Raw genomic sequence first — 13,782 nt, 5'->3', positions numbered from 1 at the left:
CGTACCTGAAGGCATGAACCTGATCTCGATCGTCTTTGGCGTGCTGGCGGCGCTGGGCCTGGTGGTGGGCTTTCTGCCGCTGCTCGGCTGGACCAACTGGTTTATCACGCTGCCGCTGGGCATTGTCGGCCTGATTCTGGGCGTGATGAGCCGCCAGCGCGGCGGCACCACGCTCAACGTGGTGGTGCTGGCACTGGCAGCGCTGCGGCTGTTCCTGGGTGGCGGCCTGCTGTAACGCCTAGGAGCGGGGGTCTTCCCACTCGCGGAACGGCACCAGTTCGCCCCCGGTCACCTGCGTTTCCAGGACGGTGTAGCGCCTGTCGAAGCGCACCACCACCTCCCCGCGGTCCAGGTGCTGGCTGCTCAGGATGGCCTTGCGGAACACGTAGCCGCCGTCGTCATCCACCCCGATGTGGGCCGCCCGGGTGAAGCGCAGGTCCACCGTGTCGCCGTGCGCCGTGGTCCGGACCCGCAGCCGGTAGATGCCCTGAGCCTCTTCCTTGACATAAATGTTGGCCGGCTTCTTGCGGAAGAACATGCCTTAATCTACCCCGCAGTCGCTAATCAGCGCTGTCAGCAGCTGAATGTGCTGCGGCCAGCGGTCCAGCCGCACGTGCTCGTGGGCGGCGTGGGCGCCGTCGCCCGGCGCGCCCAGGCCGTCCAGGGTGGGGCAGAGCGGCGCCGTGAAGTTGCCGTCCGAGCCGCCGCCCACGAACGCCTCGCTCAGCGGCAGGCCCAGACTCCGCGCCTGCCGCTCGGCCTGGGCGTACAGCCGCGCCGTGCCCTCTCCGCGCTCGAAGGGAGGGCGGTTCAGGCCGCCGCCCAGTTCAAAGCGCACGCGTGGGTCGTGGGGCCGCAGCTGCTCGAAGCCCTGCTGCACCCGCGCGGCCTCGGCCAGCGTGGAGACCCGCACGTCGGTATCGAACTCAGCGTGCGCCGGAATCACGTTGACCGCGCCGCCGCCACGAATGCGCCCCACACTCACGGTGGTGCCGGCCGCCGGGTCGGCCAGCGCCTGCACGGCCAGCACCGCCCGCGCCGCTTCTGTGATGGCGCTGGCGCCCTCTTCCGGCTTGTTGCCCGCGTGGGCCGCCACGCCCGTCACCCGCAGCGTGTACAGGCCGACGCCCTTGCGCCCGGTCTTGAGCGCGTGGCTGTCGGCCACCGGCGGCTCCACCACCAGCACGCAGCGGGCGCGCCGGGCCGCCGCCTCGATGTGGGGGCGGCTCAGCAGCGACCCCACCTCCTCGTCGGCGGTCAGCAGCACCTCGATGCCGCCCTGCGGCCACTGGCCGTTCAGAAGCATCAGGGCGTGCCGGACGCTCACGATGCCGCCCTTCATGTCGTAGGTGCCGGGGCCGTAGACGCGTTCGCCGTCCACCCGCCAGGGCATGCTCTCCAGCGTGCCGTGCGGCCACACCGTGTCGGCATGCATCAGGATCAGCACCGGGCGCTGCTGCGGGCCGAGCAGGAAGCGGCGCACTCCGCCCGGCAGGGCGTGCGTCTCGGCGCCCAGGCCACGCATCCAGCCCTCCACCACGTCCTGCACGCGCAGGATGGCCACCGGGTCATCGGACGGTGATTCGAGCAGCACAAGTTGCCGCAGGTCGTGGAGCAGCGCTTCCGGGTCAGGGGAGGTGAAGTTGGTCATGCTGCACGGTAGCAGCCGCCACCCGGGAAGGTGACGGCTGCAGGGGAGAAGGTTACGCGAGTTCCAGCAACTGCTGTTCGCTCAGGCGCAGGCGGGCGCGGCCCTTGAGGTACAACTGGTCCATCAGGCTACGACCGAACATGCTGGACAGACGCTGCGCCGCCAGCTCGCGCACCTGCCGGGTCCGGTCAATGGTGAACCGGATGCGGTCTGTGGTGCCGGGGACCCAGGCACAGTCCACGTCGTAGAGGGTGGGCTCCGTGGGGACGACTGCGATGAGGGCTCTGTTCATGGCACTCCTTATCAAGGCCGTAGAGTTGCCCGTCTCCGGCAGGGCAGAACAAGCGGACACAGATGCACGCAGAGCGCATCAGCGGGAGTGTATTCCGGAGACAACCGGGTAGTGTTCAGGGTAGGCGTGCAGCTGACCGCTTTGGAAAGAATCCGCTGAGGAGAAGCTTCACAAGCCGGTCATGGACGCGGCCGCGCTGACTGTACGTTGGGGACAGGCTCAGTGTAGCCGCTTGCGTGGCCGCTGCACCACTCCCCAGCGGCTGCCACCCTTCCCTGAAGCCCTCTTAATCGCGGTCTTGGACGCGCGCTTCATTCAGCAGTTCCGACAGGCGCGAGAGGCAGCGGGCGTACTTCTTGGCAAAGGCACCGTACCGGTAGGTCTCGTCAAAGAGGGTGCCCAGCGGCGCGCCGGTGAAGGCGGCGGCCACGCCCAGGTCGTAGACCTTGTCGATGAAATGCACCAGCCGCAGGGCCGGTCCCTGATCATTCATGGGGGCCAGCCCGGTCAGGCCCAGCGCCGCCACGCCGTCCAGCAGCTGCGGAAACCGGGCCGGATGCACCCCCAGCAGCACCGGCTGCAGCGCGGTGAACGTCAGCTCGGCCAGGGTGGCGGGGTCCTGACGTTCGCGCCAGTGGCGGTACTCGGCCTCGCTGAGCGGTTCGGCGGGCGCGCTGCCACGCTGGCGGTAGTCGGGGCCGTCCAGGGCCAGCGACTCGAAGCGGCCGGTGATCGCCTGGATCTGCCGTGCGAAGTCCTGGGCGTTGAAGCGGCCCTGCCCCAGCGCGCCCGGCTGGGTGTTGCTGGTGGCGATCACGTTCAGGCCCGCCGGCATCAGCTCACCCAGAAAGGTGTTGGCCATGTGGGTGTTGCCGGGATCATCCAGCTCGAACTCGTCGATGCACAGCAGTCGCAGGCCCCGGAACGCCTGCACGGCGCGCGGCATACCCAGCGCCCCGATCACGTACATCAGGTCCTGAAAGCTCATGAAAGCCTTGGGCACCGCCGCGGCGTGGTAGGCGCTGGCCAGCAGGTGGGTCTTGCCCACCCCGAATCCGCCGTCCAGGTACAGGCCCCGGCCCTCGGCGGGGCGGCGCTTCAGGCCCAGAAACCCGCTGCGCTGCTCGGCACCCAGGCCCGCCACGAACTGCTGCATCCGGTCGCTGGCCTGCTGCTGTGAGGGAAAGTCCGGGTTGGGGCGGTAGCTGGCGAAGCGCACGTCCTGAAAGCGTGCGCCGGGCGTCAGGGCCGCCGTCAGCTGCTCCGGGTCCAGTTCCGGATGGCGGACGCTCAGGTCAATGCCCGCCGGGGCCGCAGCCGGCACGCTCACCGGCCCCGGTCCCCGGCGCTCACTTGTGAACCTCCAGTTCCACCTTGTAGTTGCCGCGCCGGGTTTCGTTGACCACCCGCTTGAAGTCGATGCGGCCCAGTCCCTCGGCCGACAGGCTGTCTCCCTCGCGGATGTCGCTGCTGGCGCGCGCCGGCTGGCCGTTGAGCCGCACCTTGCCGCCGTCGATGCCCTGCTGGAAGTACGCGCGGCTGACGCCGAAGCCCTTGGCGCCCACCACGTCCACCCGCATGGACGGCACCACCACCTCGCGGGTCTTGCTGCCGCGCCCGGCCGCTGCGCCCAGTTCCTCCACATCCAGCTCGCGGCCGTCCAGTTCGGTGAGGTCGGCAATGGCCCGGGTGGCTTTGCCGGTCGTGACCACCACGAAGCTGCCGCGTTCCTCGCGCAGCTCGCCCAGCGTGTCTTCCGGCAGCTGCAGCCGCCGCAGCTGCACCGCGAAGTCCTGCTGGTCCCAGCCGGCCGTGTGGGGGGTGACGCGGAAGACGGTGACGCCGGTGTCCACATCCGGGATGTGCGCCGGGTAGACGGTCAGCACCACCCGGCGGGCATCCGGGAAGCCGCCGGCGATGTGGTGGCGCACCTCGTCGTCCTGCAGCTGGCGGCGGTCGATGGTCTCGGCGTCCACGAAGGCGGTGCGGACCACGCGGCCGCCACGGGCCTGGGCGACCAGGGTCGGCACTTTGGAGGCAGCGGGTTTGCTCATGCGCGTCAGCATAGTGTGCCGGGCGGGGGCGGAGGGTGGTGCGGGTTGCGCTGCGGCGGGCCGTACACTGGGGCCATGTCCTTCACCATCGCTGATCCGCTGGGCCTGACCGGTGCTCCGGCCCTCACGCTGCAGGCGCTGCAGGCCCGCTTTGAAGGCGCGGACCTGCGTGGCGCGCGCCTGATTCTGCTGACCGACCGCCAGGGCGAGCGCTTACAGGCGCGTTACGCCGTGCTGGTGGAGGCCTCGGGTGAGCGGGTGCTGACCGCGGCCGCCTTTGGGCCGCACTACGGCAAGGCCGGGATGGAGGCGCTGCGCCGGCTGGCCCAGTGGGGGGACGCGCAGGGCCTCCCGGTGCGCGAAACGGTGCTGAATGCCAGCGACTTCAACCGGGTGGTGGCCGAGCCGGACGCCGAGGAGGTGGGGCGGCTGGTGGCGGCCAGCAACCCCAGCGACTACGGCATTTATCTGTCCTGAAGCCAAGGTTCGTTTAGTTCTTCTTACCGTTGGTGTCGCGGTGGAGCCGCAGACTGGCAGCATGTCACTGCCGTCTTCTTCGTCCGGCCTGGCCTCGTTGCCGGAGCTGCCCGCCGACTGGCAGGCCGCCCTGCAGGGCGTGATGCACAGCGCCGCCTTTCAGCAGTTGCTGGCCTTCGTGGAGGCCGAGCGTCAGGCCGGACCCGTCTATCCGGCCCCCGAGGATATGTTCACGGCCCTGCGCCTGACGCCGCTGCACGAGGTGCGGGTGCTGATTCTGGGCCAGGACCCGTATCACGGGGCGGGGCAGGCCCACGGGCTGAGCTTCAGCGTGCGCCCCGGCGTGCGGCCGCCGCCCAGCCTGCAGAACATCTACAAGGAACTGCGCGACGACGTGGGTTTCCAGATACCCCGGCACGGCGACCTGCGCAGCTGGGCCCGCCAGGGGGTGCTGCTGCTCAATGCGGTGCTGACGGTGCGCCAGGGGCAGCCGAACAGCCACGCGGGTCACGGCTGGGAAGCGTTCACCGACGCCGTGATCCGGGCGGTGAACGAACAGCCGCAGCGGGTGGTGTTCGTGCTGTGGGGTGCCTATGCCCGCAAGAAGGCCAAGCTGGTGACCGGCAGCCAGCACGTGGTGATCGAGTCGGCGCATCCCAGCCCGCTGAGCGTCACGAAGTTCATGGGCACCCGGCCGTTCAGCCGCGTCAACGCCGCCCTGACCGAGGCGGGCCGGGACCCCATCGACTGGCAGCTGCCGCTGACGCCGGACGGAGCGTGAGCGTGACGACCCGCACCGAGCTGCTGCAGGAAACCTACCTGCGCCGTGAAGGCAATAAGCCGGACGCCTTCCGGTACTTCGAGCCGGACGGCCGCGAGTACCGTGACGCGGCGGGCCTGGAGCGCATCGCGCGGCTGGCGGTGCCGCCCGCGTATCAGGACGTGTACGTGAGCCCCGACCCGGACGCCGAACTGCAGGCCTTCGGCCGGGACGCGGCCGGGCGGCTGCAGTACCGCTACCACCCGGAGTTCATGCAGGCGGGGGCGCTGCGCAAGTGGCAGCGGCTGACCCGCTTCGCCGGGGTGCTGCCGACCCTGCGGACCGTGACCGGCAGCGACCTGCGCCGCAGCGGCCTGCCGGAGCGCAAGGTGCTGGCCCTAATGACCCGGCTGCTGCACGTGGGGCACTTCCGGGTGGGCAGCGACGGCTACGCGGCGGCCCACCGCACCTACGGCCTGTCCACGCTGCGGCACCGGCACGTCACGGTCAGCGGCACCACCGTGACCTTTGATTTCCGGGGCAAGCACGGCATCCAGCAGCACAAGGCCACCCGCGACGCCACCCTGGCGGCCAACATCTCGCGGCTGCTGGAGCTGCCGGGCCCGTGGCTGTTTCAGGCGGTGCAGGACGAGGGGCGCTTCCGGGTGCGGGCCGGGCAGCTCAACCGCTACCTGGGCGAGGTGATCGGCCCGTTCACCGCCAAGGACTTCCGCACCTGGGGCGGGACGCTGACGGCCGCCGAGTACCTCGCGGAGGCGGGCGTGGCCGGCAGCGAGCGCGCCGCGCGCCGCACCCTGGTGGAGTGCGTCAAATACGTCGCCGACGACCTGGGCAACACCCCGGCGGTGGTGCGCGGCCACTACGTCTGCCCGGTGATCTTTGACCGCTACCTGGAGGGCAAGGTGCTGGACGACTACGAGCCCCGGGCCACCCGCGCCGACAACCTGGAGGGCCTGACCCGCAGCGAGGCGGCCCTGAAGCGGATGCTGGAGAGCGAAAAGTCGCTGAGAACCCGCCGCCGGGGCTGACGGCTCGCTCAGTCGCCAGCCCGCAGGCCCGCCTCCTCGAACAGCACCTGCACCCGCTTTTCGGCGGCCTCGCTGCGGGCCGCCTGGACCGCGTCCCGGGCCTCACCTTCCAGCGCGCGCACCGGACGCTCCCAGATCGCCTGCGCCAGCCGGCTGGCCCGCCGGATCAGCAGCGTTTCCTGTGGCTGGGCCAGGCTCAGCACCGCGATCAGCACCTGCACGGTGGGCGGCAGCGGCGCCACCGGGTCCACCGGGAACTGCAGCGTCACCCGCTCGCCAGCGCGGCGCAGGCTGACCCGGGCTTCCGCCTGCCAGTGCGCCTGTTCGATGACGGCCTCCGCGCCGATGGCAGGCGGAGGCGGGCTGGAGCGGTCGCGCCGGGCGTCGTTGGCCAGCAGGTGGGCGGTCTGCATGTGGCGGTGGTCGCGGTTCACCCGCGCCACCCGCAGCTCCAGGCCGCGTTCGGCGGCTTCCAGCCGCACCTGCGCGGCCATCTCGTCCTGCGGCGCACTCTGGCTGCCGACCCGCAGGCTGCGGATCACGCTGGTGTTGTCGGTGTGGGCGGTCAGCCGCTCGCCCGCCGGCGCCTGTCGCACCGCCTCCAGCATGGCGCGCAGCTCGGTGGCATTGTTGTCCTCGGCCTCCGAGCGGCCCTGAATGCGGCTCTGCGGCTGCCCGGGCCGGATCAGCACCACGCCCCAGCCGCCCACTCCCGCGTCATAGCTGCCGTCCACGTAGGCGTGGTTCACCCGTCAAGGATAGCGTGCGGGTCAGCGCCGGTTCATGCCCCATCTCACCGAAGAGCACGCCTTGACCGCTCCGGGGGTCTGCGGCTACCCTGAACCCATGACCTCCCGTCCCGGTACACCTTCGCCGTTTTTCCGGGGCGGGAGCAGGCACGCCTGAACTGAGCGATGCCCCGCTGCCGCCCTGCCGCACTCCGGTAGGGCGGCTTTTTTGCTGAACCCATTGTCATCAAGGAGCCACAGCCATGCAGGAAGAAGCCCTTCAGGCCATCCAGGCCGCCCCCGATCTGGAGTCGCTCCAGGCGGTCAAGACCCGCTACGTGGGCAAGAGCGGACTGGTCACCCGCGAACTCGGCACCCTCGGCAAGCTGCCCCCGGAGGAACGCAAGGCGCGCGGCGCCGAGATCAACGCCGTGCGCGCCGCCATTGACGCGGCACTGACGGAGCGCGAAGCGGCGCTGAAGCGGGCTGCCCTGGACGCGCGCCTGGCCAGCGAGGCCATCGACGTGACGCTGCCGGGGCTGGGCCTGCCGTCCGGCGGGCCGCACCTGATCAGCCGCATTCTCACCGACCTGCAGGACATCTACGCCGGCCTGGGCTACACGGTGGTGGAGGGCAACGAGGTCGAGGACGACCAGCACAACTTCGACGCCCTGAACATTCCCTGGTTCCACCCGGCCCGCGACCTGTGGGACACCTTCTGGCTGGAGGACGGCCGCCTGCTGCGCACCCACACCTCACCCATGCAGGTGCGTTACATGGTCGACCACACGCCGCCCCTGAAGATCGTGGTGCCGGGCAAGGTCTACCGCTACGAGGCCACCGACGCCACCCACGAGAGCATGTTCCACCAATTGGAGGGGCTGGTGGTGGGCGAACGGGTCAGCATGGCCGACCTGAAAGGGACCATTGCCGAGATGGCCCGGGGTCTGTTCGGGCCGCGCACGCAGGTGCGTTTCCAGCCGAGCTACTACCCCTTCACCGAGCCGGGCGCCGACTTCTCGGTGTGGTGGGAGAACCCGCGCGGCGAGAGCAAGTGGCTGGAGCTGGGCGGCTGCGGCATGGTGCACCCCAACGTGTTCCGGGCGGTGGACGATTTGCGTGAGGCGCAGGGCCAGCCGCGCGTGTACGAGGGCAAGACCGGCTTCGCCTTCGGGCTGGGGCCGGAGCGCATCGCCATGCTGAAGTACGGCATTCCGGACATCCGCTACTTCTACGCCAACGACCCGAAGGTGCTGGCACAGTTCCGGGGGCCCCTCGGGTGAGCGTGCCGGAGACCCTCGCGCAGCTGGAGCAGTGGCTCAAGACCCACTACCGCGCCGCGCACGGCTCGCTGCAGCCGGGCCTCAGCGACGCCGAGATCGATGAGCTGCTCAGCGACTGGCCCCACCGGCTGAGCGACGACGTGCGCGCGCTGTACCGCTGGCACGACGGCTTCGAGGACACCCAGGTGGAGTTGTTGCCGGGCCTGAGCTTCCTGCCGCTCGCGCAGGCGCTGGAGCTGGCCCGGATGCTGTGGGCCGCCAGCGCGGCGCAGGCGCAGAAGGGCGGCCCCGACTTCTTCCCGAAGCAGCTGCTGCCCATCCTGTCGGACGAGGCCAACGACGTGCTGCTGCTGGTGCAGGGCGACGAGGCACCGCTGCCCAGCTCGCCGGCCCAGGTGGTGGCGCTGCAGCGTGGCCAGCGGCTCTATGCCTTCGAGCGGCTGGACGATCTGCTGCGGGCCTCGCTCGCCCTGCTGCAGCGCGGGGTCTATCAGATCGATCAGGACCGGGACCGGGTGGAGCTCGCGGACGCCCGGGCCGCGCAGACCGAGTGGCGCAAGTACCGGCTGCTGTATCTGGAGCAGGCCGAGGCGGCGGCCATCGAGGACGCCGACGAGGACCTCACCGAAGACGACACCGACCTGCCCGAGGAAGTCCAGGCCGAGCAGCTGATGAGCAACCTGATGAGCATGCTGGGCCTGCACCCCGACGACCTCGATCCGTCCACCGCCACGCTGGACGAACTGAACGACCTGGCCGAGATGGTGCCGCCCGAAGCGTGGCCCGAAGCCCTGCAGGAGCGCTATCAGGCCCTGGGTGGCCGCCCGCCCGGTGCGCCCGACCCTGCCCCCAACGCGTTGCCCCCCAGCGAGGACACCCCATGAAATTGCCCTATTCCTGGCTCAAAGAACTGATTCCCGACCTCGAAGCGCACCTGCGGCAGCGGCTGACCCAGCGGCGGGCCAGCGAGAGCACGCTGGACGGCTCGGCGGCCCTGGACGTGGCTGCCGGCGCGGAAGTCCACGAACTCGAGCCGTTGCTCGCCGGCCTGGGTCTGCCGCTGGAAGACACGGTGCACGTGCCGGCCCCGCCCGAGGGCGTGCTGCTGGTCCGCGTCACCGAGGCCGCCGCGATGGAAGGCACCCAGCTGACCCGGCTGACGCTGGACACCGGGCCGCACGGCCAGCGCACCATCGCTAGCGGCGCGCCCAATGCGGTGGGCCTGCCGGCCGGCACCATGCTGGCGCTGGTCACGCCCGGCACCCGGCTGGGTGAGCTGGAGTACGGCGTGCGGATGCTGCAGGGGGTGGAGAGCTGGGGCATGGCCGCCAGCGCCAAGGAGCTGGGGCTGGGCGAGAGTTCGGCGGGCCTGATGCTGTTCCCGGACGGGACCGCCGCGCCCGGCACCCCGATGCACACGCTCTGGCCCGCCGACTGGGTGCTGGACGTGGAGGTCACGCCCAACCGCGCCGACGTGCTCTCGGCGCTGGGGCTGGCCCGCGACCTCGCGGCCGCGCTGCAGCTGACCCTGCACGAGCCGCCGGCCGGCCCGGCCGCCACGGAAGCCGGTGAGATCACCGTCGTGCTGCCCGAGCGCGGCCTGACGGTCGAGCGCGACCCGGCCCAGCGGCTGCGCTTCGGCTGCGACCATTTCGTGGCGCGCACCGTGAACGGGGTGCAGAACGGCCCGTCGCCGCTGTGGCTGCAGCGCCGGCTGATGCTGTGCGGCTCGCGCAGCGTGAGCGCCATCGTGGACGTCAGCAACTACGTGATGCTGGAGCTGGGGCAGCCCACCGCGCTCTACGACCGGCGGGCCGTGCTCGGGGACCGCATCGTGGTGGGCTTCGGCCTGCGGCAGGGCGAGCGGGTGGCGGACCTGATGGGCAGCGTTCATCAGGTGGGTCCGGAGGACCTGCTGATCCGCGACGGCCGGGAGATCCAGATCCCGACCGTACAGGAGGCGTTCCGCACCGCCGGCGAGGTGCAGGAGGGCACGTCGGTGCTGGGCATCGCCGGCATCGTGGGGGCCGAGCACGGGGCGGTCCAGGCCGACACCCAGGACGTGGTGATCGAGAGCGCCCACTTCGACCCGGTGCTGCTGCGCCGGACCAGCACCCGGCTGGGCCTCAAGACCGACGCGGTCTACCGCTACGAGCGCGGCACCGACCCGCTGCTGCCGCCCCGCGCGGCCGACCGCATCGCGGCGCTGCTCTCGGACCTGGGCGGCACGGTGCATCCGGGCGCCACGGTGGTGGGCGAGCCGGCCCGGCCGGAGTCCATCCGGCTGGACCCGGAGTATGCCCGGGCGCTGCTGGGCATGGAGATTGCCACTTCGGAGATGCAGGGGATGCTGGAGCGGCTGGGCTGCACGGTGGAGCCGCAGGCCGGACAGCTGCAGGTGACGCCGCCGTCGTGGCGCATCGACCTGCTGATTCAGGAAGACCTGATCGAGGAGGTGGCGCGGCTGCACGGCTACGCCAGCCTGCCCGAGACGCTGCCGGTGCTGCTGGTGCACCCGGACAACGCCGGGGCCGAGCAGGCCAGCCTGGAGCGCCGGGAGCTGAAGCGCGCGGTGATGGGCCTGGGCTTCCAGGAGGTGGTCACCTACACCTTCACCAGCGACGAGGAGGCGGCCCGCGCCCGCAGCGAACGGCCCGGTGTGCGCCTCAGAAATCCGCTGACCGTGGAGCGTACCGGCCTGCGTACGGCGCTGTACCCCAGCCTGCTGCGCACCGCCCAGACCCACAGCCGGGAGCCGCGCACCCTGATCTTCGAGGTGGGGCACATCTTCCCGGCCAGCGGTGAGGCCGAGCGGCTGGGCCTGCTGATGCGCGGCCCACTGGCCCCGGACGACCATCAGGCGGGCGTGGCCGGCGGCTTCCGCGCTTTCCGGGGCCTGCTGGACGCGCTGGCCAGCACCCTGGGCGCCGAGGTGGAGGTGCGGCAGCTGCGCGGGGCGGCGGTGCCGGAGGCGCTGCACCCCGGCATTGCCGGCGAGGTCGTCTGGAACGGACAGCCGGTCGGCTGGCTGGGCGCGCTGCACCCGGAGGTGGCCGCCAGCTTCGGGCTGAGTGGCGATACCTTCCTGCTGGAGGTGGCGCTGCCGCTGCCGGGCCGAACGTGGGCCTTCCACGACCCCAGCCGCGCTCCAGCCGCCTGGCGCGACCTCGCGGTTGTGGCACCTCAGGCGGTCAGCTACGGCGAGATCGCAGGGCTGCTGCGGCAACACGCGGGAGAGCTGCTGGAGTCGGTGCGGCCGCTGAGCGTGTACACCGGCGAGTCGATTGCCGAGGGGCAGCGCAGTGTGGCGGTACGGCTGACCTTCCGCGCCGGGCGCACCCTGAGTGACGCGGAGGTGGACCCGCTGATGGACCGCCTGATGGCCGCAGTGCGGGCCGAGGGCTGGAGCATCCGGGAGCGGTAGACGGTCAACAGGAGGGGAGGAGAGGGCGGGCGCAGGGCGTTCCCGCCCTTTTTCCTGTGGGGCGACGGCGGGTATCGTGCCGTATGCCCACCCTGTTCCTGTTGTGCGGGCTGCCCGGGTCCGGGAAAACCACCCTGGCCCGGCAGCTGGAGCGGCAGCACCACACCCTGACGCTCAATCTGGATGCCTGGATGGTGCCGCTGTTCGGTCAGCACATGGAACGCCGCGTCTTTGATGCGCGGCTGGCCCAGCTGCAGACCATGCAGTGGGCGCTGGCCGGGCGCGCCCTGCAGCTGGGCGTGAACGTCACGCTCGACTGGGGCTTCTGGCGGCGGGCCGAACGGGAGACGTACCGGCAGCGGGCAGAGGCACTCGGCGCCCGCGTTCGGTTGCTGTGGCTGGACGTGCCGTCGGAGGTGCTGTGGCAGCGGCTGTTGCAGCGGAACGGGCAGGGAGCCGCAGGGACCTTCGAGCTGGACCGGAACGCGCTCGACCTGTTTCGTGAGCGCTTCGAGCGTCCTCTGGCGAGCGAGGAGCCCGAGCACCTGCAGCACGGCTGAACGTCGGTCGTGTCAGCCTCCGGAACGGCCCGGCCTTCGCCTCCGCAACGCCCTCTGTCAGGCGGCGGAGCGCCCTTCCGTCGGCTTCAGCACTCTTGCCTCCAGGCCGGTTTTCCAGTACCATGTATCTTCGGTGCGCCGAGCAAAGGCGACGTCTTTGCATGCCGGAGCATTGTGGCTTGAGGTGGGACACCGCCCAGCCGAGAAGAAACCCAATGTCGGCCAGCGCCTGATCAAAGGGCTGCACAACTGTGTGTAGAGCCGACCAATTGGAGGAGAGGGAATTATGGCGAAAGGGACGTTTGAGCGGACGAAGCCCCACGTGAACGTGGGGACGATCGGGCACGTGGACCACGGGAAGACGACGCTGACGGCAGCGATCACCTTCACGGCGGCGAGCGCGGACCCGAGCATCGAGACGCAGCGCTACGACCAGATCGACAAGGCGCCGGAAGAGAAGGCGCGCGGCATCACCATCAACACCGCGCACGTGGAATACAACACCACCTCGCGCCACTACAGCCACGTGGACTGCCCGGGCCACGCCGACTACGTCAAGAACATGATCACCGGCGCCGCGCAGATGGACGGCGCGATCCTGGTGGTCAGCAGCGCCGACGGCCCGATGCCGCAGACCCGCGAGCACATCCTGCTCGCCCGTCAGGTGGGCGTGCCGTACATCGTGGTGTTCATGAACAAGGTCGACATGGTCGACGACGAAGAGTTGCTGGAGCTCGTGGAGATGGAAGTGCGCGAGCTGCTCAGCCGCTACGAGTTCCCCGGCGATGACCTGCCGGTGGTCAAGGGCAGCGCCCTGCAGGCGCTCGAGGCGCTGGTCGCCGATCCCAAGATGGCGCGCGGCACCAACAAGTGGGTCGACAACATCTGGGAACTGCTCGACGCGGTGGACAGCTACATCCCCACCCCCGAGCGCGACACCGACAAGACCTTCCTGATGCCGGTCGAAGACGTGTTCACCATCACCGGCCGTGGCACCGTGGCCACCGGTCGTGTGGAGCGCGGCATCGTCAAGGTGCAGGACGAAGTGGAGATCGTGGGCCTGCGCGACACCCGCAAGACCACCGTCACCGGCATCGAAATGCACCGCAAGCTGCTGGATCAGGGCATGGCCGGCGACAACGTGGGCGTGCTGCTGCGTGGCGTGGCGCGTGACGACGTGGAGCGCGGTCAGGTGCTGGCCAAGCCGGGCAGCATCAAGCCGCACACCAAGTTCGAAGCGAGCGTGTACATCCTCAGCAAGGACGAGGGGGGCCGCCACAGCGCGTTCTTCGGTGGCTACCGCCCGCAGTTCTACTTCCGCACCACCGACGTGACCGGTGTGGTGGAACTGCCCGAAGGCGTCGAAATGGTGATGCCCGGTGACAACATCAGCTTCACCGTGGAGCTGATCAAGCCGATCGCCATGGAAGAGGGCCTGCGCTTCGCCATCCGCGAAGGTGGCCGCACCGTTGGCGCCGGCGTCGTCACCAAGGTGAACCAGTAA

The 13,782-nt window shown here is 70.4% G+C and carries 15 protein-coding genes; 9 read left to right on the top strand and 6 right to left on the bottom strand.

Annotation, left to right across the window (positions count from 1 at the left end; genetic code table 11):
* The first annotated feature begins 13 nt into the window (after positions 1 to 13).
* Entirely contained in the window at positions 14 to 235 is a 222-nt protein-coding gene (locus ABOD76_RS09310) for a hypothetical protein (RefSeq protein WP_350244554.1), read from the top strand.
* Positions 236 to 238: 3 nt separating this feature from the next.
* Here the strand turns inward: ABOD76_RS09310 and ABOD76_RS09305 are convergent, their stop codons facing one another.
* The 5 genes from ABOD76_RS09305 to ABOD76_RS09285 form a co-directional block, all read right to left on the bottom strand.
* The gene (locus ABOD76_RS09305) at positions 239 to 538 is read right to left on the bottom strand and encodes a hypothetical protein (protein WP_350244553.1); all 300 of its coding nucleotides are present in this window, start codon (positions 536 to 538) and stop codon (positions 239 to 241) included.
* A 3-nt stretch (positions 539 to 541) separates the two neighbouring features.
* Positions 542 to 1,651: a M20 family metallopeptidase gene (locus ABOD76_RS09300; protein WP_350244552.1), complete on the bottom strand. Its 1,110-nt coding sequence runs from the start codon at positions 1,649 to 1,651 to the stop codon at positions 542 to 544.
* Between the two features lie 52 nt (positions 1,652 to 1,703).
* Positions 1,704 to 1,943, bottom strand: a complete 240-nt coding sequence (locus tag ABOD76_RS09295; RefSeq protein ID WP_350244551.1) for a hypothetical protein — start codon at positions 1,941 to 1,943, stop codon at positions 1,704 to 1,706.
* Positions 1,944 to 2,229: 286 nt separating this feature from the next.
* On the bottom strand, positions 2,230 to 3,273 hold the full coding sequence (zapE, locus tag ABOD76_RS09290; RefSeq protein WP_350244550.1) for a cell division protein ZapE: 1,044 nt from the start codon (positions 3,271 to 3,273) through the stop codon (positions 2,230 to 2,232).
* Between the two features lie 19 nt (positions 3,274 to 3,292).
* Complete coding sequence (locus ABOD76_RS09285) at positions 3,293 to 3,997, bottom strand: S4 domain-containing protein (RefSeq protein ID WP_350244549.1); 705 nt, start codon at positions 3,995 to 3,997, stop codon at positions 3,293 to 3,295.
* Between the two features lie 75 nt (positions 3,998 to 4,072).
* Between ABOD76_RS09285 and ABOD76_RS09280 the strand changes: the two genes are divergently transcribed.
* The 3 genes from ABOD76_RS09280 (at position 4,073) to ABOD76_RS09270 (ending at position 6,283) form a co-directional block, all read left to right on the top strand.
* Complete coding sequence (locus ABOD76_RS09280) at positions 4,073 to 4,474, top strand: DUF3197 domain-containing protein (RefSeq protein ID WP_350244547.1); 402 nt, start codon at positions 4,073 to 4,075, stop codon at positions 4,472 to 4,474.
* A gap of 61 nt (positions 4,475 to 4,535) precedes the next feature.
* The gene (gene ung, locus ABOD76_RS09275; protein ID WP_350244546.1) at positions 4,536 to 5,255 is read left to right on the top strand and encodes a uracil-DNA glycosylase; all 720 of its coding nucleotides are present in this window, start codon (positions 4,536 to 4,538) and stop codon (positions 5,253 to 5,255) included.
* A 2-nt stretch (positions 5,256 to 5,257) separates the two neighbouring features.
* Positions 5,258 to 6,283 carry a DNA topoisomerase IB gene (locus ABOD76_RS09270; RefSeq protein ID WP_350244545.1) on the top strand — a complete coding sequence of 342 codons (1,026 nt, stop codon included), beginning with the start codon at positions 5,258 to 5,260 and terminating at the stop codon, positions 6,281 to 6,283.
* Positions 6,284 to 6,291: 8 nt separating this feature from the next.
* Here the strand turns inward: ABOD76_RS09270 and ABOD76_RS09265 are convergent, their stop codons facing one another.
* Positions 6,292 to 7,032 (bottom strand): RNase H family protein, encoded by a 741-nt coding sequence (locus tag ABOD76_RS09265; protein ID WP_350244544.1) that lies wholly within the window; start codon positions 7,030 to 7,032, stop codon positions 6,292 to 6,294.
* A 242-nt stretch (positions 7,033 to 7,274) separates the two neighbouring features.
* On the opposite strand from ABOD76_RS09265, the gene pheS reads away from it, so the two are divergent.
* The 5 genes from pheS (at position 7,275) to tuf (ending at position 13,782) form a co-directional block, all read left to right on the top strand.
* Positions 7,275 to 8,294: a phenylalanine--tRNA ligase subunit alpha gene (gene pheS / locus ABOD76_RS09260; protein ID WP_350244543.1), complete on the top strand. Its 1,020-nt coding sequence runs from the start codon at positions 7,275 to 7,277 to the stop codon at positions 8,292 to 8,294.
* Positions 8,291 to 9,178: an SMI1/KNR4 family protein gene (locus tag ABOD76_RS09255; RefSeq protein WP_350244542.1), complete on the top strand. Its 888-nt coding sequence runs from the start codon at positions 8,291 to 8,293 to the stop codon at positions 9,176 to 9,178. Before pheS ends, ABOD76_RS09255 begins: the two co-directional genes overlap by 4 nt.
* Positions 9,175 to 11,718: a phenylalanine--tRNA ligase subunit beta gene (locus tag ABOD76_RS09250; RefSeq protein ID WP_350244541.1), complete on the top strand. Its 2,544-nt coding sequence runs from the start codon at positions 9,175 to 9,177 to the stop codon at positions 11,716 to 11,718. The genes ABOD76_RS09255 and ABOD76_RS09250 overlap by 4 nt, the downstream gene beginning before the upstream one ends.
* Positions 11,719 to 11,801: 83 nt before the next feature.
* Positions 11,802 to 12,278 carry an AAA family ATPase gene (locus ABOD76_RS09245; RefSeq protein WP_350244540.1) on the top strand — a complete coding sequence of 159 codons (477 nt, stop codon included), beginning with the start codon at positions 11,802 to 11,804 and terminating at the stop codon, positions 12,276 to 12,278.
* Between the two features lie 286 nt (positions 12,279 to 12,564).
* Positions 12,565 to 13,782: an elongation factor Tu gene (gene tuf / locus ABOD76_RS09240; RefSeq protein WP_350243532.1), complete on the top strand. Its 1,218-nt coding sequence runs from the start codon at positions 12,565 to 12,567 to the stop codon at positions 13,780 to 13,782.

Source organism: Deinococcus sonorensis KR-87 (assembly GCF_040256395.1).
Taxonomy (GTDB): domain Bacteria; phylum Deinococcota; class Deinococci; order Deinococcales; family Deinococcaceae; genus Deinococcus; species Deinococcus sonorensis.
The sequence above is the reverse complement of the archived record's forward strand: the minus strand, read 5'-3'. Positions and strand labels throughout refer to the sequence as shown.